Origin of the sequence: Haemophilus haemolyticus (genome assembly GCF_001008205.1) — a bacterium.
Classification (GTDB): Bacteria; Pseudomonadota; Gammaproteobacteria; order Enterobacterales; family Pasteurellaceae; genus Haemophilus; species Haemophilus haemolyticus_Q.
The window spans coordinates 32,538-57,499 of the sequence record NZ_LCTK01000017.1 but is presented as its reverse complement, the minus strand read 5'-3'; the positions used below and the strand labels follow the sequence as shown (position 1 = coordinate 57,499).

18 protein-coding genes and 1 tRNA gene are annotated in these 24,962 nt (G+C 38.7%); 7 read left to right on the top strand and 12 right to left on the bottom strand.

Features of this window, described 5'->3' with window-relative positions; all coding sequences use genetic code 11:
* On the top strand, positions 1 to 464 hold a 464-nt coding region (locus AAX18_RS04150; protein ID WP_046953065.1), incomplete at its 5' end, for a YadA C-terminal domain-containing protein.
* 80 nt (positions 465 to 544) lie between these two features.
* On the opposite strand, the gene folC is transcribed toward AAX18_RS04150, so the two are convergent.
* Positions 545 to 1,849 (bottom strand): bifunctional tetrahydrofolate synthase/dihydrofolate synthase, encoded by a 1,305-nt coding sequence (gene folC, locus AAX18_RS04145; protein WP_046953064.1) that lies wholly within the window; start codon positions 1,847 to 1,849, stop codon positions 545 to 547.
* Between the two features lies 1 nt (position 1,850).
* On the bottom strand, positions 1,851 to 2,741 hold the full coding sequence (gene accD, locus AAX18_RS04140; protein WP_005628114.1) for an acetyl-CoA carboxylase, carboxyltransferase subunit beta: 891 nt from the start codon (positions 2,739 to 2,741) through the stop codon (positions 1,851 to 1,853).
* A gap of 202 nt (positions 2,742 to 2,943) precedes the next feature.
* Here accD and AAX18_RS04135 point away from each other — a divergent pair, with 202 nt between their 5' ends.
* Positions 2,944 to 4,335, top strand: a complete 1,392-nt coding sequence (locus tag AAX18_RS04135) for a DegQ family serine endoprotease (protein ID WP_046953063.1) — start codon at positions 2,944 to 2,946, stop codon at positions 4,333 to 4,335.
* Between the two features lie 53 nt (positions 4,336 to 4,388).
* Here AAX18_RS04135 and mfd read toward each other — a convergent pair whose 3' ends face one another.
* The 7 genes from mfd to AAX18_RS04105 all read right to left on the bottom strand — a co-directional run bounded on the left by mfd (position 4,389) and on the right by AAX18_RS04105 (position 12,653).
* Complete coding sequence (mfd, locus tag AAX18_RS04130; protein WP_046953062.1) at positions 4,389 to 7,829, bottom strand: transcription-repair coupling factor; 3,441 nt, start codon at positions 7,827 to 7,829, stop codon at positions 4,389 to 4,391.
* A 101-nt stretch (positions 7,830 to 7,930) separates the two neighbouring features.
* Positions 7,931 to 8,104, bottom strand: coding sequence for a DUF5363 family protein (locus AAX18_RS08930; RefSeq protein WP_162790460.1), 174 nt, complete (start codon positions 8,102 to 8,104; stop codon positions 7,931 to 7,933).
* Entirely contained in the window at positions 8,101 to 9,945 is a 1,845-nt protein-coding gene (locus AAX18_RS04125) for a tRNA(Met) cytidine acetyltransferase TmcA (RefSeq protein WP_046953061.1), read from the bottom strand. Before AAX18_RS04125 ends, AAX18_RS08930 begins: the two co-directional genes overlap by 4 nt.
* Positions 9,946 to 9,949: 4 nt before the next feature.
* The gene (locus AAX18_RS04120; RefSeq protein ID WP_046953060.1) at positions 9,950 to 10,291 is read right to left on the bottom strand and encodes a SirB2 family protein; all 342 of its coding nucleotides are present in this window, start codon (positions 10,289 to 10,291) and stop codon (positions 9,950 to 9,952) included.
* A gap of 61 nt (positions 10,292 to 10,352) precedes the next feature.
* On the bottom strand, positions 10,353 to 12,023 hold the full coding sequence (gene ettA, locus AAX18_RS04115; RefSeq protein WP_046953059.1) for an energy-dependent translational throttle protein EttA: 1,671 nt from the start codon (positions 12,021 to 12,023) through the stop codon (positions 10,353 to 10,355).
* Positions 12,024 to 12,117: 94 nt separating this feature from the next.
* On the bottom strand, positions 12,118 to 12,381 hold the full coding sequence (locus AAX18_RS04110; protein WP_005634750.1) for a type II toxin-antitoxin system YafQ family toxin: 264 nt from the start codon (positions 12,379 to 12,381) through the stop codon (positions 12,118 to 12,120).
* Complete coding sequence (locus AAX18_RS04105; protein WP_005634755.1) at positions 12,378 to 12,653, bottom strand: type II toxin-antitoxin system RelB/DinJ family antitoxin; 276 nt, start codon at positions 12,651 to 12,653, stop codon at positions 12,378 to 12,380. Before AAX18_RS04105 ends, AAX18_RS04110 begins: the two co-directional genes overlap by 4 nt.
* A 350-nt stretch (positions 12,654 to 13,003) precedes the next feature.
* Between AAX18_RS04105 and zevA the strand changes: the two genes are divergently transcribed.
* Positions 13,004 to 13,624, top strand: coding sequence for a zinc transporter binding subunit ZevA (gene zevA, locus AAX18_RS04100; RefSeq protein WP_046953058.1), 621 nt, complete (start codon positions 13,004 to 13,006; stop codon positions 13,622 to 13,624).
* 2 nt (positions 13,625 to 13,626) lie between these two features.
* Positions 13,627 to 14,595, top strand: coding sequence for a zinc transporter permease subunit ZevB (zevB, locus tag AAX18_RS04095; RefSeq protein WP_046953057.1), 969 nt, complete (start codon positions 13,627 to 13,629; stop codon positions 14,593 to 14,595).
* A 102-nt stretch (positions 14,596 to 14,697) separates the two neighbouring features.
* On the opposite strand, the gene AAX18_RS04090 is transcribed toward zevB, so the two are convergent.
* Positions 14,698 to 14,773 (bottom strand) — tRNA-Asn (locus AAX18_RS04090).
* Between the two features lie 228 nt (positions 14,774 to 15,001).
* Here AAX18_RS04090 and AAX18_RS04085 point away from each other — a divergent pair.
* Positions 15,002 to 17,083: a YadA-like family protein gene (locus AAX18_RS04085; RefSeq protein WP_080948105.1), complete on the top strand. Its 2,082-nt coding sequence runs from the start codon at positions 15,002 to 15,004 to the stop codon at positions 17,081 to 17,083.
* Between the two features lie 428 nt (positions 17,084 to 17,511).
* Positions 17,512 to 19,551 (top strand): excinuclease ABC subunit UvrB, encoded by a 2,040-nt coding sequence (gene uvrB, locus AAX18_RS04080; protein WP_046953055.1) that lies wholly within the window; start codon positions 17,512 to 17,514, stop codon positions 19,549 to 19,551.
* A gap of 29 nt (positions 19,552 to 19,580) precedes the next feature.
* Here uvrB and AAX18_RS04075 read toward each other — a convergent pair whose 3' ends face one another.
* Together AAX18_RS04075 and AAX18_RS04070 are read right to left on the bottom strand one after the other, a co-directional pair.
* Positions 19,581 to 21,506 carry an LTA synthase family protein gene (locus AAX18_RS04075; RefSeq protein WP_046953054.1) on the bottom strand — a complete coding sequence of 642 codons (1,926 nt, stop codon included), beginning with the start codon at positions 21,504 to 21,506 and terminating at the stop codon, positions 19,581 to 19,583.
* Positions 21,507 to 21,788: 282 nt separating this feature from the next.
* The gene (locus AAX18_RS04070; protein WP_046953053.1) at positions 21,789 to 24,059 is read right to left on the bottom strand and encodes an NADP-dependent malic enzyme; all 2,271 of its coding nucleotides are present in this window, start codon (positions 24,057 to 24,059) and stop codon (positions 21,789 to 21,791) included.
* A gap of 196 nt (positions 24,060 to 24,255) precedes the next feature.
* Here AAX18_RS04070 and AAX18_RS04065 point away from each other — a divergent pair, with 196 nt between their 5' ends.
* On the top strand, positions 24,256 to 24,876 hold the full coding sequence (locus AAX18_RS04065) for a DUF1919 domain-containing protein (RefSeq protein WP_046953052.1): 621 nt from the start codon (positions 24,256 to 24,258) through the stop codon (positions 24,874 to 24,876).
* The last annotated feature ends 86 nt before the right edge of the window (positions 24,877 to 24,962 follow it).

The window sequence follows — 24,962 nt, the reverse complement described above, 5'->3', positions numbered from 1 at the left end:
CTGGTTCTAAGGGCGAAGCTGGAGCTACTGGTCCTAAAGGCGACAAAGGCGATAAAGGAGAACAAGGGATTCAAGGTATCCAAGGCGATAAAGGCACCAAAGGTGATAAGGGTGATAAAGGAGATACGGGCCCTATTGGTCCTCAGGGTCCAACAGGAATGAAACCACAAGAAATCCGTATTATGGACCAACGCATTCATCATATTGAAAATCGTGTTAATAAGCTTGATAAGCGCGTAAATGGATTAAGTGCAACAATCGCTGCTGCGGCTGCATTACCACAATCAACTATTCCAGGTAAATCAATGTTTGCTGCGGGTAGTGGTATTTCTGCGGGCTCTTCAGCTGTAGCTGTTAGCTATTCAAGAATGTCTGATAATGCGAAAACCGTTGTAAAATTTGTCGGTACAGCAAATACCAGTAAGGATTATTCAGCTGGTGTTGGCGTTGGCTATCATTGGTAATAATTAATCTGGGGAGATAATCCCCTTTTAAAAAGACAAAGGGCTGATTTTAAATATCAGCCCTTTTTTAATAATGAATTTTATTCCACTACGCCCCAAAATTCGGCTACGGTGTGGAAAGATCCAAAGACTAAAACAACATCATTTTTTACCGCACTTTTGAGTGCTGTACGCACACCATCCATAACAGAATTATCTGATGTAGCTTGAATATTTGGGAAATGACTTTTCAATTTATCAGCTAATTCATCGCCTGACTGCCCGCGATAACCGCCTAAGGTGACACAATGCCATTCATCAATAATAGGCGTTAAATGCGCAAATACCCCATTTGCATCTTTGTCTTTGAGCATCCCACATACGGCAATAATTTTGCCCTCAATGTTGCATTTAAGTGCGGTCAATTTTTCAGATAAATATTTAGCAGCATGAGGATTATGCCCCACATCAACGATAATTGTTGGCAAGGTTTCAACTGGTACGCCAAGGTAATCCGCTAATTTTTCACGTTTATCTACTTTTATTGCTTGAAAACGACCAACCAGTTCAACCTCTTGCAAAGATTTTCGCAAAGTCTGTTCTGAAATATCAAAAGGTAAACATTGAACAGCAGCAAGAGCCGTTGCGGCATTCGCCAATGGAATCTGACAAAACGGCAAATTTTCTAACCGCACTTTTTTATTTTGCCATTGCCAATTTTCAGCATTTTGCTCAAACGACCAATCCACATCACGTCGAGCAACTTGGCAATCTAATTTTTCAGCCTGCTCGAGCATTGTTTGCGGCACATTAGGTTCGCCAATCACGACAGGGCAATTTTCACGGAAAATGCCTGCTTTTTCAAAAGCGATAGCCCCTCTGGTATCCCCAAGAAAATCGGTGTGATCAATATCGATACTAGTAATCACAGCAAGATGGCTATCCACAATATTGGTCGCATCTAAACGTCCACCCAACCCCACTTCTAAAATAACCACATCTAATTTTGCTTGCTTAAATAAATGCAAGGCAGAAAGGGTGCTAAATTCAAAATAAGTGAGTGATTCTGTTTTGTTTTCATTAATAAAAGCAAAAGAGGCAGTGTGTGCTTCATCGGGTAAATCTTGATTTTGAATGCGTACTCGCTCGTTATAACGTAGTAAATGAGGCGAAGAATACACGCCTACACGTAATCCGTGATTAAGCAGAATCGTTTCTAATAAACGGCAAGTCGTGCCTTTACCATTCGTCCCCCCCACAGTTATCACATAAGGGGCGGGATGAAGTAAATCCAATTTTTCTGCCACGGATTGAATACGATCTAAACCAAGATCAATAGGTTTAAAATGGCTTTGTTCCAAATAAGAAAGCCACTCAGCGAGTGGCAAAGTGGCTTTAAGTTGCATATTATTCATCTTCTGAAATGAGTTCAGGTTCTACAAAAGGAGAAGGTTGATTCGTTAATTTACTCAGTACACTTGCCAAAGTTTTACGCATTTCTGAACGTTTCACGATCATATCAATTGCCCCTTTCTCAAGTAAAAACTCACTACGTTGGAAACCCTCTGGAAGTTTTTCACGTACTGTTTGTTCAATAACTCGCGGCCCCGCAAACCCAATTAAAGCTTTTGGCTCGGCAATATTTAAATCACCCAACATCGCAAAACTTGCTGATACGCCGCCTAAAGTTGGATCTGTTAATACTGAAATAAATGGTACGCCTTTTTCACGCATCTGGGCAAGAATCGCACTGGTTTTTGCCATTTGCATCAAAGAGAACAATGCTTCTTGCATACGTGCACCACCACTTGCAGAGAAACACACAAACGGACAATTCATTTCTATTGCTTTTTCCGCCGCTTTAACAAATTTTGCACCCACTACAGAACCCATTGAACCGCCCATAAAAGCAAAGTTCGATGCAGCCACAACAATTGGCATATTATAAAGCGTACCTGTCATAGTAATTAACGCATCTTTTTCACCCGTTTCTTTTTGCGCCGCACTGATACGATCTTTATATTTCTTTAAATCTTTAAATTTTAAAATATCTTTTGGTTCTAAATCTGCCGCAATTTCTTGGCTTGAACCTTCGTCCAATAATTTTAATAAACGCTCACGTGCGTCAATACGCATATGATGACCGCATTTAGGGCAAACATAAAGATTACGTTTAAGCTCTTCACTATAAAGTACTTGTTCACAAGAAGTACATTTTGTCCACACTCCTTCCGGCACATTTGCTTTTCGAGTAGAAGAAGACGGACCTTTACTAAAAATTCGGTTAATCCAGCTCATTTTTCGACCTTTTTATTGACTAGAAAATTCTGCATATTAGACCATAAATTTGCAGAATTTGCTACTTGTAAGGCGTTTTTGTACTGCTCCGATTTCCTTTAGAAACGTTCAATAAATATGAGAAATAAATCCATGATTGAACATTTTTTTTATTTCTTTGTCTCATAGAGCACGTTATCTGAAATCTATTTTGGAGTATTTTATGAAAAAAACACGTTTTGTATTAAGCAGTATTGCTCTCGGATTAAGCGTTTTGAGCACACCATTTGTTGCTCAAGCTGATTTACCAAGCTTCATTTCACAGCAAAATAGTTTGGCACCTATGTTAGAAAAAGTTCAACCTGCTGTGGTGACGCTTTCTGTTGAAGGAAAAGCAAAAGTTGATTCACGTTCTCCTTTTCAGGACGATATTCCAGAAGAATTTAAATTCTTCTTCGGTGATCGTTTTGCTGAACAATTTGGTGGACGCGGTGAATCAAAACGTAACTTCCGTGGTCTAGGTTCTGGCGTCATTATCAATGCAAGCAAAGGTTATGTTTTAACAAATAATCATGTTATTGACTGGGCTGATAAAATTACCGTGCAATTACAAGATGGCCGTGAGTTTAAAGCGAAATTAGTGGGTAAAGATGAGCAATCAGATATTGCATTAGTTCAACTTGAAAAACCAAGTAATTTAACAGAAATCAAATTTGCTGATTCCGATAAATTACGCGTAGGCGATTTTACTGTTGCAATTGGTAATCCATTTGGTTTAGGTCAAACTGTTACATCAGGCATTGTTTCTGCATTAGGGCGCTCAACTGGCTCTGATAGCGGTGCTTATGAAAACTATATTCAAACCGATGCTGCAGTAAACCGCGGTAATTCAGGTGGTGCATTAGTCAACCTAAATGGTGAACTCATTGGTATCAACACCGCGATTATTTCGCCAAGCGGTGGCAACGCAGGTATTGCCTTTGCGATTCCAAGTAATCAAGCAAATAATTTAGTACAACAAATTCTGGAATTTGGTGAAGTTCGCCGAGGATTGCTTGGTATTAAAGGTGGCGAACTCAATGCTGATTTAGCTAAAGCCTTTAATGTGAGCGCGCAACAAGGCGCATTTGTAAGTGAAGTTTTACCGAAATCTGCTGCTGAAAAAGCGGGCATTAAAGCAGGAGATATTATCACGGCGATGAACGGCCAAAAAATCTCAAGTTTCGCAGAAATGCGTGCAAAAATCGCTACATCTGGTGCAGGAAAAGAGATTAGTTTAACTTACTTACGCGATGGGAAATCTCACGATGTTAAAGTGAAATTACAAGCGGATGATGGAAACCAACTTTCCTCTAAAACAGAATTACCTGCGTTAGATGGCGCTACATTGAAAAACTATGATGCAAAAGGCATCAAAGGGATTGAAATCACCAAAGTTCAACCGAACTCGCTTGCTGCGCAACGAGGTTTAAAAGCTGGCGATATTATTATTGGTATAAACCGTCAACTGGTTGAAAACACGGCTGAATTAAGTAAAGCGCTTGATGATGAACCATCGGCTGTGGCCTTAAATATTTTACGTGGAGACAACAATTTTTACTTATTAGTACAATAATTCTTCCACCAAAGGTATAAACAAAAAGTCCGATCATGATGATCGGACTTTTTTTATGAAGCAATTGCTTTCAACAAATCTACCACAAATTCTAACCGCACTTTGTTATCAGATAGGTCTTTCATAAACTTAAATTTCAATGGACCATCAAATCGATACACAATAGGTTCTTTTTGAATTAATTGAATAAATTTATCTGGATTCACTTGTGCTTTTGGTGAAAACTCAATGAAACCTCCTTGTGTTCCTGCATCAATTCGCACAACTTTCAACGGCTCAACCAGCAAACGCAATTCTGCAATTTGCAGTAGATTTTTTGTCGCATCAGGCAATAATCCGAATCGATCTATTAACTCAACTTTTAACTCGTCCAACTCTGATTTACTCTCTGCTGCAGCAATACGTTTATAAAAGGATAAACGCATATTCACATCGCCTAAATAATCATCTGGCAATAAAGCGGGTACGCGCAATTCAATATCCGCTTGTTGTTGAGTCAATTCTTCTAATGATGGTTCACGCCCTTCTTTTAACGCTTTAACCGCCGCATCCAATAATTCCATGTAAAGCGAAAAACCAATGCTTTCGATTTGTCCGCTTTGTTCATTTCCGAGTAATTCGCCAGCGCCACGAATCTCTAAATCATGAGTTGCTAAAATAAAACCAGCCCCAAGATTATCAAGATTTTCTAACGCATCTAGGCGTCGTTCAGCATCTTTTGTCATCATTTTAGGTGGGGGCGTAAGCAAATAAGCATAAGCCTGATGATGTGAACGCCCGACGCGTCCGCGTAATTGATGCAACTGAGCCAAACCAAAATGATCTGCTCGTTCAATAATAATGGTATTGGCCGTTGGCACATCAATACCCGTTTCGATAATGGTTGAACAAACTAAGACGTTATAACGCTGATGATAAAAATCACTCATCACACGTTCTAACTCACGTTCTCGCATTTGTCCGTGCCCCACAATCACTCGTGCTTCAGGCACAAGTGCGGTCAATTTTTCTGCTGTATTTTCAATGCTTGCGACATCATTATGGAGATAATAAACCTGTCCGCCACGTAAGATTTCACGCAAAATCGCTTCTCGTACAACAAGATCGTCATTCTGGCGAACAAAAGTTTTAATACTTAATCGGCGCGCAGGAGGCGTAGAAATAATAGAAAGATCACGAATGCCATTCATTGCCATATTAAGCGTACGCGGAATTGGCGTTGCCGTTAAGGTAAGAATATCTATATTCGCACGAAGCTGTTTGATTTTCTCTTTTTGCCCCACACCGAAACGATGTTCTTCATCAATAATCAACAAACCAAGATCGCTAAATTTTACATCTGATTGAATTAATTTATGGGTACCAATCAGTATATCGACTTTACCTTCTGCAAGGTTTTCCAGAATTTGTTTTTGTTCTTTTGCGGTTTTAAAACGCGATAACACTTCTACGTTCACAGGCAAATTCGCAAAACGATCTTTAAAATTCTCATAATGCTGTTGGGCTAACAGTGTGGTTGGCACTAGCACTGCCACTTGTTTATGATTCATCACCGCCAAAAAGGCAGCGCGCATTGCCACTTCAGTTTTACCAAAACCTACATCACCGCAAACAAGGCGATCCATTGCTTTTGGCTGACACATATCCGAAATCACTGCATTAATTGCCATTTCCTGATCATAAGTTTCTTCAAAAGGAAAAGTTGCGGCAAATTGTTGAAATTCTTCACGATCATATTTAAAGGCAAAGCCTTTCTTCGCTTCACGTTGTGCATAAACATCTAATAACTCGGCCGCCACATCACGAATTTTCTCCGCTGCTTTTTGGCGTGATTTCGCCCAAGCCTCGTTACCCAATTTATGTAATGGCGCACTTTCATCAGAACCACCAACATAACGGCTAATGAGATGTAATGAAGTCACTGGCACATAAAGTTTTGATTCATTTGCATAATTTAACAGCAAATATTCTGCTTTAATACCGCCTGTATCTAAGGTGACTAAACCGCCATAACGCCCTACACCGTGATCAAGATGCACAACGGGCTGCCCTATTTTCAACTCGGCAAGATTGCGCACAAGCGTGTCAGGATTAATTGTTTTACGTTTATCTCTAGAACGTTGTTGAACCCGCTCGCCAAGTAAATTAGCTTCACCAATAATCGCAATAGGAAGCGATTGTTCAATAATAAAACCTTGTTCAAGAGAACTGACTAACAAGCTAAATTTTTCATTTTCAGCCTGATCCAATGATTGAATTTGTTTTGGTTTGAGTTTTAACGGTGAAAGCAAATCAAGCAACGTCTCTCGGCGACCTTCCGTCTCCACCGAAAACAGTACATTTCCTTTAAAATGCTCAATAAATTGGCGGAGTTGTCCCAATGGTTCTTTTTGCTGGGATTGAATGGTCACTTCTGGTAAAGCGACAACAGGTAAATTTTTCTGGCGTACCGATGACCGCACTTTTTCCGCTTTAAATGTAATGCGTGGATAAGATTTCAATCGGCGATTGACTTCATCAACATTGAGCCATAATTTTTCAGGCGATAAAAGCGGACGCATCGGATCCACTTTACGTTGTTCATAACGCTGTTTGGCATCTTGATAAAAACGCTCACCTTGCATTTGATTGTTTTCCATATCAACAAACAGCGTTTCTGCCGGCAAATAATCAAACAACGTTGCCATTTCAGAAAAGAAAAGAGGCTGCCAATATTCAATGCCAGAAATCAAGGTACCTTTACTGATTTGCTGATAAATATGTTCGGGATCTCGGCGAATTTCACCAAAGGTTTCACGAAATTGCGCACGGAAAAATTCAATCCCTTTGTCATCCGTTGGAAATTCGTGAGCAGGCAAAAGATTAATTGAGTTAATTTCATCAAGAGTACGTTGCGTATCCACATCAAAAGTGCGAATGGAATCAATTTCATCATCAAAAAAATCAAGACGAAAAGGCACCGCACTTCCCATCGGGAAAAGATCCAACAAGGCTCCACGAACCGCATATTCACCATGTTCTAATACTTGCTCCACAGCACGATAGCCTGCAGCTTCTAATTGTAAGCGCATTTTATCAATGACCAAGCGAGCGCCTTTTTTAATCAGAAGCACATTGTGTTGTAAATATTGCGGCGGGCAAAGGCGTTGCATTAATGTCGAAATCGGCAATAAGAAAATGCCTTTTTTCGCATTTTGTAAATGGAAAAGCGCACTTAAACGAGAGGAAATAATTTCTTGATGGGGAGAAAAGGTATCGTAAGGTAAGGTTTCCCAATCAGGAAAAAGGCATACATTTTGGCTGCTTAATTCCGATAAAACACGTGATAAACGCACCGCACTTCGCGTATCTGGTGTCACTACTACGGTTAAATTTTGATTTTGCTCTGCAATTTCACTAATCGCCAGAGCATCGGCACCGGGTAATACATTGCCTAAAATTTTATGATCATTGGGTTGGGTAGGAATATCAGGTTGGAAAAAAGCCGTTTTCATAAATATAAATAATGCGCCAATCTTGTATAAAATTGACGCATAGTGTACTAAAATTTGACTTATTTTTCAATAAATTTACTGTTTAAAAAAACAGTTAATATTTATTTCTTTAAAGGAGATTCTTCTTTCTTCAAATTACCATTTTCATCTTCTGTTGCTGACATAGGCACGCAGCTACAATTAGGTTGATCTAACCCCCACTCTTTAATGAAATTATCATATTTTTCAAGTGCACGCTTAAACCAACATTTTGCTTTCTCAGTTTGTTCTGTCATAAAGTTCCTCGTTCCAAATATTGTTTAATTTCTAAACGTAAACATTCTACGCCTTTTTTCTTGTTAATGGGAAGTTGTTTTTTTGTTAAATAAGCAGAAATTAATGGGAAATTTTCTTTGCCCGCTAATTTTAATAAACGCCTCATCGCAGGAAGGCTAGAAAATAAAGTGCGGTGAAAATTAGCGAAGTTTTTTAAGCTCAGCCAATCGAACTCATCAAGCTGCCAATCAAGCTGATTTTGCTCAAGATTTATGGCGAACGGATGAAAAGATAAAGGGATATTACGCTGAAATTGTTTGTACGCAGTCTCAACCAAAGCCAAGCCTTCTTTGGAAAGACCTTTAAGGGCAATCGCTGAATAACAACCACTACTCGCTTCTTGGTGCTCACCTAAATGCACCAAAACAAAACCGCACTTTTGCCAAAATTTTGCGAGTTCGTCAGTGTAGCCAAAACTCACCGAAAGAAAATCCACTTCTGAATTTTCCATATATTTCATTAGATTTTGACCAATACCCTGTTTTTGCCAATTTGGCTGAACCGCTATACGAGAAATGCGTAAAGATCGTAATTTACAGGCGTGGGATAAATTTTCATGGAAACATAATGCCTGCGGCACAAGATTCCCTTTAGGGCGGCGTTTACCTTGTTGAATTTGAATAATCAATTCATCATCAGCCATATTTCCTTCTTCTAATGCCCAAATTGCACCGAGCAAATTCTGTTGATATTCGGCAAAATAAAAAAGTTGATTTTCCCCATCAAGTAAACGGCGAAGATCAAGTGGCGAGGTTCGATAATGCGCCAATGTCATTAAGCCATAAAAATCTACAATATGCTGTGGTTTTTGCACTTCTCGAATTTGATAAGGGAGATGGGGCTGAAAAGGAAATTGCTGAAACTCATCTTCGGCATTTAGTAACAAAAGATCATCAATAAAATGTTCTAACGGATCATTTTCTTGCCAACGTAGGGGCTGTTTAAGCTCAAAATGCTGAAAAGTGCGGTGAATTTTCCGTTTAAATTTTAATTCGAAACCACGCCCTGTTCCTTCGTAGCTATGAATTGTAGTACTGAAGACAATATGTTGAAAATATTGAGAATATTCTTGCAATAACGGCAATGGGATCATCGCTGCTTCATCTACAAGCAACCAAGCAGATTGACTGAAGTCTGGTTCATGTTGTAACCGAATAGCCAATTCATCAGGAGCAATAAATTCAATTCCCCCTTCTGAAAATTCGATAACCGAATGTACCGCACTTTTATTTGGTGCAGTGAGATAAACTGGTGCCTGAATTTGGTTAGCAAGCATCCCCAATAATGCGGATTTTCCTCTTCCCCGCTTGGCGGTTAGAAAATAAATATCCTGCTCGGCTTGTAAAATATTCTCGATAATTTGTTGTTGCGCTAACGTGGCATTTTTATGATGCTCGTTAGAATAAAAAAATGCAGGAAATTCAAGCGCGCTTTCCTCTCTTAAAACAGGGAAATGATAGCGTTCAATGCACTGTTTGAAATGATAAATAAAATTAGGTGTGGCGATTACTGACTGATTTCCATTCCAACGTAAACTATCTTGATCAGGTTGCTGAGATAAATTTTCCCAATCGGATAACACTAAACAAAGCGTACCGCCCATTTTCAGTGTTCCAGCGGCAATAGCTAGCGCTTCAAGATGAATGCCATTTCGTCCATCAAATAAAATATGTTCAAATTCTTGTCCGAGCAAATTCGTTGCTTTAGAAAAAGCAATGCCACTTTCGCCGATAATTAATACGTTATCAGGCACAAGCGGCAAAGTTTTACAGATTAAAATTTGAAGTTGGCGAGATGGCATCGTGTTATTTTAAATAGGCAATTAACATCGAGCCAATAAAACTTACGCAAGCAAGCCAAAAGAAAATGCTTTTGGGTTGAGAAACTTTTTTACTGAAAAATTTTGCAGCAAACACGATATACAAAATCAGTAATACGAATTTAGCTACCAACCACCATTCAATATCAAAAGCAAAGAGATATAAAATGACGACACCAGAAACAATCAGCAAGGTATCTGATAAGTGCGGTAAAATTTTTAATAATTTTATCGAACGCCAGTTTTTGCCAGTAAGTTGCATTGCGCCACGAATCACCAACAAGGCAAAACTTAAAAAGGCGAAAAAAATATGTAAATAAACTAGCATAATCACTCCAAAAAAAGTAAGAAAAGTGCGGTCAACATCAACCGCACTTTCTCAATATAAATTACTTCGCAATACGTTTATATTTAATACGATGTGGCTGAGTCGCTGCATCGCCTAAGGTTTTCTTTTTCCACTCTTCGTAGTCTGAGAAGTTACCTTCATAGAACGTGACTTTACCTTCATCACCGTAATCTAAAATATGCGTTGCGATACGGTCTAAGAACCAACGGTCATGGGAAATCACCATTGCACAGCCCGGGAATTCTAAAATCGCATTTTCTAAGGCTCGCAAAGTTTCAACGTCTAAGTCATTGGTTGGTTCGTCCAATAACAGTACGTTACCACCACGTTGTAGAAGTTTAGCTAAGTGTAAACGACCACGTTCACCACCCGATAATTCGCCCACACGTTTCTGTTGATCTACGCCTTTGAAGTTGAAGCGTCCCACATATGCACGGCTTGGAATTTCAAAGTTACCAATCGTGAGAATATCTTGTCCATTAGACACTTCTTCCCATACTGTTTTCTTATCATCCATTGAGTCACGGAACTGATCCACCGAAGCAAGTACAACAGTTTCGCCCATTGTAATTGAGCCGCTATCTGGTTGTTCTTGACCTGAAAGCATACGGAATAGGGTCGATTTACCCGCACCATTTGCCCCGATAATCCCAACAATTGCACCTTTTGGAATACTGAATGATAAATCATCAATTAAAGTACGGTCGCCATAAGACTTGGTTAAGTTTTGCACTTCAATCACTTTATCACCTAAGCGTGGACCAGGTGGAATAAAGAGTTCGTTCGTCTCGTTTCGTTTTTGATATTCGCCAGAGTTCAATTCATCAAAGCGCGCCATACGTGCCTTGCTTTTCGCTTGGCGGCCTTTCGGATTTTGACGAACCCATTCTAACTCTTTCGCAATGGATTTTTGACGCGCATTTTCAGCCGCTTGTTCTTGCTCTAAGCGTTTCTCTTTTTGCTCTAACCAAGAAGAATAGTTGCCTTCCCAAGGAATACCTTCACCACGGTCAAGCTCTAAGATCCAACCCGCTACGTTATCTAAGAAATAACGGTCGTGGGTAATTGCGACAACAGTGCCCTCGTAGTCATGTAAGAAACGTTCTAACCATGCTACAGATTCCGCATCTAAGTGGTTAGTTGGTTCATCTAATAAGAGCATGTCTGGTTTTTCAAGTAATAAGCGACAAAGTGCCACACGGCGGCGTTCGCCCCCAGATAAATGTTCAATTTTGGCATCCCAATCTGGTAAACGTAATGCATCTGCCGCACGTTCTAATTGGTTATCTAAATTATGACCATCATGCGCTTGAATAATGGCTTCAAGATTGGCTTGTTCTGCCGCTAATTTATCAAAATCCGCATCAGGATCCGCATAAAGTGCATACACTTCATCTAAACGAGTCAGTGCATTTTTCACTTCAAAAACAGCCTCTTCCACAGCTTCACGCACGGTTTGTTGCGGTTCTAATTTTGGTTCTTGCGGAAGATAACCGATTTTAATTCCTGGCTGTGGACGAGCTTCCCCTTCAAATTCTTTATCTACGCCCGCCATGATGCGTAAAAGGGTTGATTTACCCGCACCATTTAAACCTAAAACCCCGATCTTAGCGCCAGGGAAAAAGCTTAAAGAAATATCTTTCAAAATATGACGCTTCGGTGGCACCACTTTACCGACACGGTGCATCGTATATACAAATTGCGTTGACATTAATTATTCCTCATTAAAAATGACGCCCTATTCTACTGGAAAATAGGGCGAAAATATAGGATAGCAATAGCAAGATTCAGTCCAATCCTCACAATTAACCAAAAATTTCTGAATGAGTATTAAGGCGAGCCAGCCTTATTTCATCTCCCACCACTTTATAAATAAGCACAAGATCATTCTTTATATGGCAATCTCTCCAACCTTTCCAATTTCCAGTTAAAGCATGATCTTTATATTTTTCTGGCAATGGTAAGCTATTCAAAAGACAATACATAACTTCAATATATTCTGGACTATTTATGATAGTAGGAATATGTTTTTTAAATTCTCTTTTATATTCCCCACTCACTGAAATCATGATTTCATCTCCGCTAGCATTGCTTGATGGAATTCCTCCAATGTTTTGTATTCATGCCCATGATGATTATCTAACTCTGCCATAGCCATTATCGTTTTTGAGTTAGGGATCTGTTCAGTTTGATAATCTAATGATACTGGAATCGCTTTCGTTTTAGCTATTTGAGCTAAAAACATATTAAGTGCTTGAGTTGGGGAAAGACCATAACTTTTAATCACTTCAAACGCTATATTTTTAGTTTCATCAGGTACTCGAAAGCTAACTGCAGCCATATTATTTTCTCCTTATCAATTATGCTTAACATACACAATAACATACAATGAAATACAATTAAAACACAAAAGATATACAAACATCCTATCCTAATAAATTTTAGATAAAAAAAACCACCCGAAACGGGTGGCAGGAAAGTAGTTTAGCTATATTTATGATTATTTTATTTAGGAACTTTATGAATATCAAGCAATCACTTGACGGAGCTATGTTACTGAATATTGAAAGGCAAGGGAAATGCTATTGAGAGTTTTTTTGATTTACATCAACATTTTTGACAGAAAAATTCGTTTTTGAGTGTAGAATAAACAACTTCTAATGCTAACGTTCAAAATAATTAGGATTTTTTGTGAAAACGTATTCATTATTACTCGGTCTATTCATTAGTTGTAGTGTTTTAGCTCACCCCCATGCATTTATAGATATGCAAACCACGCCTATCATAGAAAATAATCAACTCACCGGCTTATCAATGAAATGGACGCTGGATGAACCAAGTTCGTCCGCAGTTATTTATGATATGAAACAGGCTAAAACAAAAAATGATCAGCAAAAACTCATCGATGATGTCATGGGAAATATTGTGAGTGAACATTATTTTAGCTATCTATATGATGCTCAAAATAACAAAATCAAATATTCTCCTCACCCGAAAAATTACGGCGTAAAAATCCAAGGATTACAACTGCAATATTATTTTGATGTACCACTCGCCCATTCTCAAAATTTAGAAAAAAACACATTTAGCTTACAAACTTACGATCCTACTTATTATGTGGCGATGACTTACGCCTCAAAAAGTGCGGTAGATTTTTCCGCACTCCCGAAAAATTGCCAAGGAAAATTAATTGAACCTAATGTGGATGAAAAAATCCAAGCTTACGCCTCTTCACTTGATAAATCCCAAAAGAACGAAGATGATTCCTTAGGCGTAATGTTCGCGCAAAAAATAATAATTCAATGTGAGTAGAAATGAAAAAATATAAAACAGGGCTCGTGTTATTAGTGATTGCACTCGCCTTACTTGGCTATTTTTCCCCTTGGTTTTTCTTACATATTGCTGCATGGCAAAAAGATTTTAATCAACTTATTTCGGAAAATTTACATCAAATTCAAAATAATAGCATCAAGGCAGGCATTACGCTTATTTTCGCTAGCTTTGTTTACGGCGTACTTCATGCCCTCGGGCCTGGACATGGCAAATTTATTATCGCCAGCTATCTTTCCACTCATGAAAGCCAATTAAAACAAAGCACCATTTTGAGTTTACTTTCTTCCTTAATGCAAGGCATTGTCGCAATTACAGCAACAACATTGCTCGTTGTGGTACTTAATCTATCATCACGTTATTTCAAATTAAGTCAGCTTTGGTTAGAACGATCTGCCTTGCTATTATTAGTATTTCTCGGCTGTTATTGGATTTGGCAAGGCTTACGTGCCTATCGTAAAAAAGCTAAATTAACCATTAAATCCCTAAATCCCCTCTCTCTATACGAAAAAAGTGCGGTGAAAAATAACCGCACTTTTCAGCCAAACACTTGTAGCTGTGGACACCAACATTTGCCAAGCCCCACGCAAACTGCACAAGCAACCAATCTAAAATCACAATTTCTCGTGATTCTAACAATTGGTATGCGACCATGTAGCGGTGCAATTTTCGTTTTATTTTTAGCTTATATGCTTGATCTTTATGGCTGGGGAATTTTAGCTGTATTAGCTATGTCTTTCGGCACAGGACTTATGCTGTCAGCCTTCGCGGGAATTGTACGTTATGCACGAAATACTGCAATTCACTTAGGGAGTTGGTATAGTTCAAAACATACAAAGGGAAAAAGCGAAAGTATCGTGAAATTAATAGCAGGTGGAATAATGCTATTTTTTGCCTTGAGTTTGTTATACGGCACAACCATCTCAACTGGCGGAAGCAAAATCCTATTTTGAAATTAAAAATAAAGCCCATCAACATGATGGGCTCAAAATCTTTTGGTTACTAATTTAGAATCTGTAAAAGGAGACAAACAAACTCTAAACCAAAAGAAAAATTGGCTCCTCCTGCTGGACTTGAACCAGCGACATATGGATTAACAGTCCACCGTTCTACCGACTGAACTAAGGAGGAATAAACTTTGTATCACAAGGAATAGGGCGCAGATTTTAATGATAAGAGAATATCTTGTCAAGCAGGAAGATATAACAATTTAACGATCATTTTCTTTACAAATCTTTACAAAAAAAACGATGGTTTTATCATCATTTATATGACAGAATGCGCTGATATTTTTAGATGGCTTAGCTATACCTTCTAGAAATGTTTAATACCTAGAATTTAACCTATTGAGGATTATCAATGAACACTATATTTAAAGTTATTTGGAACAAAAGTATGCAAAGACAAGAAGTCGTTTCAGAATTGGCAAGAGGCGCAGCTAAATCTAGCTCAACATCTCGTACAAACAAAATAGCCAAAACACATTGTGTATCGATTCTGGCTACAGTGATTACATCTATTCTTGCCAGTAACATAGCTTATGCAGCTAGTAATTCTAATGAAATCGTTGCGAATGATAAAGGCTTTGTGCATGTTAATGCATCAGCTACTTCGGATAGTAGTGCCGAGAACTTTGGTAAATTTACAGAGAAAGCTGGCGCAACAGGGGCTAACGCAATTACTGTTGGTGTAAAGGCAAATGCAGTAACTAAGGACTCTATCGCTATTGGTACAGAATCAAAAATAACGAATAAGGCAACAGAATCATTAGCAATAGGTTATAAAGCCACTGCTGGTAAAAACGACGGCTCAACAGGTACTTCAAATAGAACGATTGCAATTGGAGCTGAGGCAGAGGCTATTCGAGATAGCGCTATTGCTATTGGTGATAAAGCAAGTGCAGCTAATTTAAATGCTATTTCTATTGGTAAAAACATTCAAAATGGTTCTATTGGCGCTACCGCTATTGGAGGCGGCGCAGATATTGGTGGCTATTCAGAGAATTCCATCGCTATAGGTACTGGCGCTACGGTTGGTGTTAAATATACAGAAAAGACCAACGAGAAAAAGGAAAAAATCAAAGTTCGAGACTCTAGTCTAAATAATAAGCGAGCTATTGCGATTGGATATAATGCAAAAGCATTGGCTGAACAAGGCATCAGTATTGGTACAGGATCTAACGTAGAAGCAGTGAATGGACTTGCATTAGGTCAAAATGCAAAATCGAAGAAGGCTGGTGATATTGCCATTGGTTATAACTCCGAGTCCTCAGATGCAAATACTGTAAGCGATATCCAAATTGGTGATAAAACCTATAGTTTAGGTAATTCTGTTAAACAAAGTAACAATAATGGTACTGTCAGTTTTGGTAAGGATAATATTAAACGTCAGATTCAAAATGTGGCAGCTGGATCAATTTCTGAAACCTCAACAGATGCAATTAATGGTGCACAGCTTCACAATGTAATCAAAGCAACTAATGGAATTGCCAACACGGAATATAAATTCCTAGTAAATGGCAATGGTAAAACTATGGGGAATAAGAGTGATTCAGCAACAAATAATGCTAGTAACACGCTTAATTTCGCAGCGGGTGAGGGATTAGAGGTTGCATATGAAAGTGATACTATAACCTATAAATTAAAGGATGAATTGAAACAATCTATTGAGAATGCAGCCAAGAAGAGCGATGTTGATACTGCTGTAAATTCTGTTCGTGATGAATTAAAACAATCTATTGCTGACCTGCCGAATAAGAGCTATGTTGATAATTCTGTAAATGCGGTTCGTACAGCAACTGATGAAATTGCCAAAACGGAATATAAATTCAAAGTAAATGGCAAAGACGCTAAAACTATGACGAATAATAGTCAATCAGCAAAAAATAATACTAATAACACGCTTAATTTCAACGCAGATGAGGGATTAGAGGTTTCATATAACAATGGTAATATAGCCTATAAATTAAAAGATAAATTGAAACAATCTATTGATAATGCAGCGAATAAGACCTATGTTGATAACTCTGTAAACTCTGTTCGTGATGAATTAAAACAATCTATTGCTGACGCACCAAATAAAAGCTATGTTGATAATTCTATAAATTCTGTTCGTAATGAATTTAGACAATCTATTGCTAACGCACCGAATAAGAGCTATGTTGATAATTCTGTAAATTCTGTTCGTAGAGAATTACAACAAACAGATAAAAAACTGAGAGGCGGTATCGCAGGCGCTGTAGCAATGGCGAATATACCAACAGCAAACCGAGCTGGCGGAACTATGGTTGGTGTAGGGGTTGGTAACTTTAAAGGCCGAAGTGCTGTTGCTGTAGGTATCAACCGTGCAAGTGACACCAATCGAACACATTTCAAAATGAGTGGCTCTGCAACCACCTCTGGAGATTATGCTGTAGGTGCTGGTATGGGCTATCAATGGTAGTTCATTACTAAACGATAATAAAAACTCTCTCGACATCTCGAGAGAGTTTTTTTATAAGCAATGGATAATAGTTCATGCTAATAATCTTTTTTCATCATTCATTTTTATGAATTTTCGACTTCTTTTTCTATCCACAGAGCCTGTGGATAACTTTGTGGATTAACTTTTTAAAATTTTGCGGATCCCTTGTTCTTACAAGGATTGTTCGATCTTGATTACAGATTAGCCTAAAATTGAATTTTATTTTAAAATCAATAAGTTAAGTTTTGTCTAGTAAAAAATTAAAGTTTTTTTTATTGAATTTGTGACATCTTCCTCTTGACATCACTAAGTCTGTGTAAAACTTAGATTTTTGCCTGATCAATTTTACACATTAAATATGCTAAAATAGACATTATTCAAAACTATGAAAAAACCGACCGCACTTTATGTCTGAGAAAATCAACACAAAACCATTCATTCTGCATTCCGATTTTCGTCCCTCTGGCGATCAGCCACAAGCTATCGAAAAATTGGCTGAAAATTTAACAGATGGATTGGCACATCAAACTTTGCTTGGTGTAACAGGCTCGGGGAAGACGTTTACTATCGCGAATGTAATCGCTCAATTAAATCGCCCTGCAATGTTACTTGCGCCAAATAAAACCCTTGCTGCCCAGCTTTATGCAGAAATGAAAGCCTTTTTTCCAGAAAATGCGGTGGAATATTTTGTGTCTTACTATGATTATTATCAGCCAGAAGCCTATGTGCCCAGCAGTGATACCTTTATTGAAAAAGATGCGTCTATTAATGATCAAATCGAACAAATGCGTCTTTCTGCGACGAAATCTTTTTTAGAACGTCGAGACACCATCGTGGTAGCATCCGTTTCTGCAATTTATGGTTTGGGTGATCCTGATAGCTATTTACAAATGATGTTGCATTTACAACAAGGTGCCATTATCGATCAGCGCCAAATTTTAGCGAAGTTAGCGGAATTACAATATACCCGCAATGATCAAGCATTTCAGCGTGGAACTTTCCGTGTTCGCGGAGAAATTATTGATATTTTCCCCGCGGAATCCGATGATCGTGCGGTGCGTATTGAATTATTTGATGATGAAATTGAACGATTAAGTTTATTTGATCCGCTCACTGGCAGTAGTTTTGGTGCAGTACCACGTTTTACGATCTATCCTAAAACTCACTATGTGACACCAAGAGAACGTATTTTAGATGCGATAGAAAACATCAAAAAAGAACTGGTATCACGCCGTGAATACTTCATTAAAGAACATAAACTTTTAGAAGAACAACGTATTAGTCAACGAACCCAATTTGATATTGAAATGATGAATGAATTGGGTTATTGCTCGGGTATTGAAAACTACTCTCGCTATTTATCGGGCAGAAATGAGGGCGAACCACCACCAACATTATTTGATTATATGCCCTCTGATGCTATTTTAATTATTGATGAATCTCATGTAACAGTGCCTCAAATTGGTGGAATGTATCGTGGCGACCGTTCACGTAAAGAAACCTTAGTCGAATATGGTTTCCGTTTACCGTCCGCCTTGGATAATCGTCCGTTACGCTTTGAGGAATTTGAACGCTTAGCCCCACAAACCATCTATGTTTCCGCAACTCCAGGACCTTATGAATTAGAAAAATCAGGCAGTGAAATCATCGATCAAGTGGTGCGCCCGACTGGTTTGCTTGATCCTCTCATTGAAATTCGTCCAGTGTCTATTCAAGTGGATGATTTACTTTCCGAAGCTCGCCAAAGAGCGGATAAAAATGAGCGAGTTTTAGTGACAACACTCACCAAGAAAATGGCGGAAGATTTAACGGATTATTTAGATGAACACGGGATTCGTGTGCGTTATCTACATTCTGATATTGATACTGTGGAGCGCGTCGAAATTATCCGTGATTTGCGTTTGGGCGAATTTGATGTATTGGTTGGGATTAACTTATTGCGCGAAGGTTTAGATATTCCGGAAGTGTCTCTTGTGGCGATTTTAGATGCTGACAAAGAAGGATTTTTACGTTCCGAACGTTCTTTAATCCAAACCATCGGCCGAGCTGCGCGAAACTTAAATGGTAAAGCGATTTTATATGCGGATAACATCACAAAATCGATGGAAAAAGCCATTACTGAAACCAATCGTCGTCGTGAAAAACAAGCAAAATACAATGAAGAGCACAGCATTGTGCCACAAGCATTAAATAAGAAAGTCGGTGAATTGTTAGATATTGGGCAAGGTGCAAACCAAAAAGCGAAAGCCAATAAACAACGTGGAAAAATGGCGGCAGAACCAACCGCACTTTATAATGCACCGAAAAATGTCAAAGAATATCAACAACAAATCAAAAAATTGGAACAACAAATGTATAAATTTGCGCAAGATTTGGAATTTGAAAAAGCCGCGGCAATTCGCGATCAATTACATCAATTACGTGAACAGTTTGTTTTTGAAAACTAAAAAAACGCCAGCTTAAGCTGGCGTTCTGTTTATTTATTTTCACCTGAAGAATACAAGCGATTCTTATATAAATAACTACCTAATAAAGCGTGAGCCAATGCCTCTTTTTTCATTGCATCAGGCACGTCTTTTGGCGTTAAAGTTTCTGAAGCTTTATCATAATGATAACCTTGTGCCGCTTTATTTGGCATTTGAATCACCACATCATTATTGCCTTTCATCATTGCTTGAGTTTGATCGTATTGCATAAAGGCACGATCTGGGTTTACATCTTGCGTTAAATCAAAACCAATCATTGGATAATTGCCACTTACTCCTGCTAAAGAAAGTAATGTGGTTGGCATATCAATTTGGCTCACAAGACGGCTGTCACGACGTGGCGTAATCCCATCACCAAGAATCAAGGCTGGAATATGGAAATGCTTAATTGGCACAAGACTTGCTCCGCCTACACGAGAATCGTGATCCGCAACAATTAAGAAAATCGTATCTTTCCAATAATTAGACTGTTTTGCCATTTTAAAGAAATGACCTAACGCATAATCCGCATATTTTGCCGCATTATTACGAGTGGCTTTTGGTTTCTCATAAAGCTCAATTTTGCCATCTGGATATTCAAATGGATCGTGATTGCTAGAACTAAACACTAAACTAAAAAACGGTTTACCTTCATTTTGTAATTTCGTGAAAGTTTCATTGGCTTTATCAAATAAATCCTCATCACTCACGCCCCAAGTGCCAGTAAATGTTGGATTTTGATAATCTTGTTGATCCCAAATATCTTTAAAGCCATTGCCATAGAAAAAGCTCGCCATATTGTCGAAATGCTTTTCACCGCCATAAATAAAGGAAGTGTTATAGCCTTGTTTATGTAATAAATCCGCAATAGTAAAGAAACCACTTTGGGCATTATTAAGTTTCACCACTGCACGAGCTGGCGTTGGCGTAAAACCTGCGGTTGTTGCTTCAATACCGCGTACTGAACGAGTGCCTGTTGCATAAAGATTTTCAAATAACCACCCTTCTTTTGCGAGCTGATCCACATTTGGAGAAAGTGGTTTGCCACCAAGTGTACCAATAAACTGAGCACCGAGACTTTCTTGTAACAAAATCACGATATTTTTAGGTTTACCCTGATAAGTCGCGACATTTTTCGTTAAAGTTGGGTATTTATCTGAAATGTAATCACTTTCTGGACGGCCACGGCTGGCTTTAACAATACGAAACATTTCGTCTGCATCCATTTTTCCGTACATTTCTGAAGATTTTTCTTCATCTTTAAATTGCTGAGCGGCATAAATGACGGAATAGCCAGAATTAAGCACCAAAGAATTCACTAACGCATCAGAAGAAAATGCCACCATGGCGGGATTTATACCACGGTGTTGAAAACTTGAACGCGCGCCAAGGAAGCTCACGACAATAACAAGAAAAGCAATTACAGGGCGGAGTTTCCAACTCATTGAACGTAAATTTTTGACTGCCCAACCAGAAATTTTCCAATAAATCACGGCTGCTAAAATCGTGAAAACAAGGCTAAAAATTACCGCACTTAAATGCCCTTCAGCAAGCATTGAAAAGACTTCTTTCGGATAAATCAAGTATTCGATAAATAAACGATTTGGGCGGTAATCGTAGGTTTCAATAAAGGCAGGTGTGGCAATTTCCATAAAGATAATAAACACGCTACCAAGCGTTAACCAAAGGCGTAAAATTTTTACCCAAACTTTGTTGCTATGGAACAATGTTGTGAGCAATGCAGGTACGCCAAATAAATAACAGAGTGCCACCACATCCATTCGTACGCCTTGCAAAAATAATTGCAACCAGCCATCTACGGCAGATACACGCTCTGATTGCCATACTGCAAGTCCCAAACGGGACAAGGAAAGGATGATGAGATTAATCAACACGAAGGTGAAGATGGGGAATAAAGGGGAATGCGCTTTTTTCATTTTAAAAACCACTAATGCAACGGCATCCAAGCCGTATTAAATTAAAGAAAGATAGGCAACTGTCTATCGGTTGGTTCCTTTTCGACATGACAAAAGTCTTAAAGTGCGGTCAATTTTCGCATAGTTTTACTTAATCTCAAATGTAAACAATATGCCGAATTCTGTGTAGCGCAATTTTAGCTAATCACATTAACTAGAATGTAAAAATAAAGCCTCGAGAAAAATCGAGGCTTTGTTAAGTAAACAACGGAAATTTAATAAAAATTCACCGCACTTTTTTGATTACTCTTGTTGTGCTTTCACCGCAGCATAGGCAATCATATTAATAATACGGCGAACAGACGCACCCGGATTAAGAATATGCGCAGACTTGTTCATCCCCATTAAGATCGGGCCAACGGTAATTGCCGTAGTGGTGCCGCGTAATAAGCTATAACTAATACGTGATGAGCTCAAATCAGGGAACACTAATAAATTTGCACTTCCTTTCAATGGACTATCAGGCATAACTTCTTTTCTATGAGCTTCATTCATCGCTAAATCGCCACGCATTTCACCATCGATCATTAAGTGCGGATTACGCTCTTTAACGATCTGTAATACTTCTCGCATTTTTGGTGCGCCTAATGAATTAGATGAACCAAAATTAGAATGGGAAAGCAAGGCAACTGCAGGTTCAATACCAAAACGATGGATTTCTTCTGCGGCCATTAAGGTGATTTCGGCTAATTCTTCCGTTGTTGGATTACTGTTTACATGGGTATCCGTTAAGAATACGTTACCCGTCGGTAATACAAGGCTATTTAAAGCTGCGGCAGTTTTCACACCATCTTTTAAGCCAATGATATCGCGAATAGATGCAAGGTGTTTTCCGTATGAACCAAATAAGCCGCATACTAAAGCGTCTGCATAACCTAAGCTAAGTAACGTAGAAGCTAATACGGTTGTATTAGAACGCACCACGCGTTTTGCAATCGCTGGTGTAATGCCTTTACGTTTGGTAAGCTCGTAGTAATGTTTCCAACATTCTTCATAGCGAGGATTATCTTCGTTATCCACGATTTCAAAATCGACACCGGCGGTTAAACGTAAACCAAGTTTTTTAATTTTTTCTTCAATCACACTGCGGCGACCGATTAAGATTGGATTTGCCAAGCCCATTGAAATCACTTCTTGAGTAGCATGCAATGCTTTATTTTCTTCCCCTTCCGCTAAAATAATGCGTTGTTTTGCCGCTTTTGCTTGGTTGAAAATAGGGCGCATAAACAAGCTCGTTTTGTAAACAAACTGAGTTAGTTTTTCAACATAAGTATCCCAATTTTGAATTGGACGAGTTGCCACACCAGATTCCATTGCTGCTTTTGCTACCGCTGGTGCGATACGCACAATTAAGCGAGGATCAAATGGGCGAGGAATCACATAATCGGCACCAAATGTCGCGCCTTCACCACCGTAAGCTGAAGTTACCACTTCGTTTTGCTCTTCTAATGCAAGGTCAGCAATGGCATAAACTGCCGCACGTTTCATTTCTTCATTAATAGTGGTTGCGCCCACATCTAATGCGCCACGGAAAATAAATGGGAAACAAAGCACATTATTTACTTGGTTTGGATAATCAGAACGGCCTGTACATACAATTGCATCAGGACGAACCGCTTTCGCTTCTGGCGGAGTAATTTCAGGATTTGGATTCGCTAAAGCAAGAATAATTGGATGCGCAGCCATGGTTTTCACCATATCTTGTGTAAGCGCACCAGCCGCAGAACAACCTAAGAAAATATCAGCATTTGGCATCGCATCACCAAGTTTACGCCAGCCATTATCTTCAATTGCATAATCTTTTTTGGTTTGATCCATTTTGTCATCACGGCCTTTATATACCACGCCTTTCGAATCGCAAACCGTGATATTTTCACGTTTCATACCTAAAGAAAGCAATAAGTTCAAGCACGCAATAGATGCTGCCCCCGCACCAGACGCCACAAGTCGAACATCTTCAATTTTTTTACCTACAATACGAAGAGAATTGATGATCGCGGCAGCACTGATGATCGCTGTTCCATGTTGGTCATCATGGAAGACAGGAATATTCATTCGCTCACGCAATTTTTGTTCAATGTAGAAACATTCTGGTGCTTTAATATCTTCTAAGTTTACCCCACCGAAAGTTGGCTCTAACGAGGCGATAATATCAACAAGTTTATCGGGATCATGTTCATTCACTTCAATATCAAATACGTTAATGCCCGCGAATTTTTTGAACAATACGCCCTTTCCTTCCATTACAGGTTTGCCCGCTAGCGCGCCAATATTGCCAAGTCCAAGCACCGCTGTACCATTGGAAATCACCGCCACTAAATTGCCACGTGCTGTATATTTGTAAGAGGCAGCAGGATCTTTTTCAATTTCTAAACAAGGCTCTGCCACACCCGGTGAATAAGCTAAAGCCAGATCGCGTTGGGTTGCTAATGATTTTGTTGGGGTAACTTCAATTTTTCCAGGAATTGGAAATTCGTGGAAATCTAAGGCTGCTTGACGTAATTGTTCGGTCATAATAAATGCTCCATTTTCTTGAAACAGGATTGAAATATTACGTCGATTATAGCGGTTTTTTATTCAAAAAATTGTGACAGACTGCAAATTTTCACAAAATCATTACAAAATTTTTTGATGCGAGGCATTAGCTAGACTTTTCATTTTTTAGCAAAAAAGGTAGGATTTTCACAAGAGAATCATAGAGGATAATAAAATGAATCCATTTCAAAAACTTAAAAGTGCGGTGAATAAATGCCAACGATTTTTTATCAATCGTTCATTACAACGTAAATTGACTAACCAAGGCATGACTGTCATTTCAGCCAATTGCGTGGGGGCTTTTATCTTACATGATTTGCACCAGCCGTTTAATTCCCCTTTTGTGAATCTCTATCTCTCGCCACAGGATTTTTTGCGTTATTTACAAAATATAGATTTCTACCGCACTCAACCTCTCACATTCGTACAAACAGAAAAAAGTTATCCAGTGGGAAAACTTGCCGATCTTGAAATTCATTTTATGCACTATCACAGTGAGCAAGAAGCCAATGAAAAATGGCAACTTCGCACGTCACGAATGAATTTAGACAATCTTTTTATTATGATGACAGATCGAGATGGTGTAACCGAAAAAGACATTCAACTTTTTGATCAACTCCCTTTCAAAAATAAAGTAATTTTTACTCACAAGCCCTACCCTACTTTTAAATCGGCTTGTTATATAAAAGGCTTCGAGAAGCAAAATCAGGTGGGCGATATTTTTGAATTTTCTGGCTGGAATGGGAAAAAATATTACGATCAATTCGATTACGTGAAGTGGTTTAACCAAGCTTAATAGATAAAGGCTGCATTGCAGCCTTTTTTGTTTCGTTCTAAAAGCAAAAACCTGTACAATGCCCAGCGAATTTTAACAAGAGAAAA

What these genes read in the sequence shown, in the direction of transcription:
- folC (WP_046953064.1), bottom strand. Translation starts at nt 1,849, where the DNA reads ATGCAACTTAAAGCCACTTTGCCACTCGCTGAGTGGCTTTCTTATTTG.
- accD (WP_005628114.1), bottom strand. Translation starts at nt 2,741, where the DNA reads ATGAGCTGGATTAACCGAATTTTTAGTAAAGGTCCGTCTTCTTCTACT.
- AAX18_RS04135 (WP_046953063.1), top strand. Translation starts at nt 2,944, where the DNA reads ATGAAAAAAACACGTTTTGTATTAAGCAGTATTGCTCTCGGATTAAGC.
- mfd (WP_046953062.1), bottom strand. Translation starts at nt 7,829, where the DNA reads ATGAAAACGGCTTTTTTCCAACCTGATATTCCTACCCAACCCAATGAT.
- AAX18_RS08930 (WP_162790460.1), bottom strand. Translation starts at nt 8,104, where the DNA reads ATGACAGAACAAACTGAGAAAGCAAAATGTTGGTTTAAGCGTGCACTT.
- AAX18_RS04125 (WP_046953061.1), bottom strand. Translation starts at nt 9,945, where the DNA reads ATGCCATCTCGCCAACTTCAAATTTTAATCTGTAAAACTTTGCCGCTT.
- AAX18_RS04120 (WP_046953060.1), bottom strand. Translation starts at nt 10,291, where the DNA reads ATGCTAGTTTATTTACATATTTTTTTCGCCTTTTTAAGTTTTGCCTTG.
- ettA (WP_046953059.1), bottom strand. Translation starts at nt 12,023, where the DNA reads ATGTCAACGCAATTTGTATATACGATGCACCGTGTCGGTAAAGTGGTG.
- AAX18_RS04110 (WP_005634750.1), bottom strand. Translation starts at nt 12,381, where the DNA reads ATGATTTCAGTGAGTGGGGAATATAAAAGAGAATTTAAAAAACATATT.
- AAX18_RS04105 (WP_005634755.1), bottom strand. Translation starts at nt 12,653, where the DNA reads ATGGCTGCAGTTAGCTTTCGAGTACCTGATGAAACTAAAAATATAGCG.
- zevB (WP_046953057.1), top strand. Translation starts at nt 13,627, where the DNA reads ATGAAAAAATATAAAACAGGGCTCGTGTTATTAGTGATTGCACTCGCC.
- AAX18_RS04085 (WP_080948105.1), top strand. Translation starts at nt 15,002, where the DNA reads ATGAACACTATATTTAAAGTTATTTGGAACAAAAGTATGCAAAGACAA.
- uvrB (WP_046953055.1), top strand. Translation starts at nt 17,512, where the DNA reads ATGTCTGAGAAAATCAACACAAAACCATTCATTCTGCATTCCGATTTT.
- AAX18_RS04075 (WP_046953054.1), bottom strand. Translation starts at nt 21,506, where the DNA reads ATGAAAAAAGCGCATTCCCCTTTATTCCCCATCTTCACCTTCGTGTTG.
- AAX18_RS04070 (WP_046953053.1), bottom strand. Translation starts at nt 24,059, where the DNA reads ATGACCGAACAATTACGTCAAGCAGCCTTAGATTTCCACGAATTTCCA.
- AAX18_RS04065 (WP_046953052.1), top strand. Translation starts at nt 24,256, where the DNA reads ATGAATCCATTTCAAAAACTTAAAAGTGCGGTGAATAAATGCCAACGA.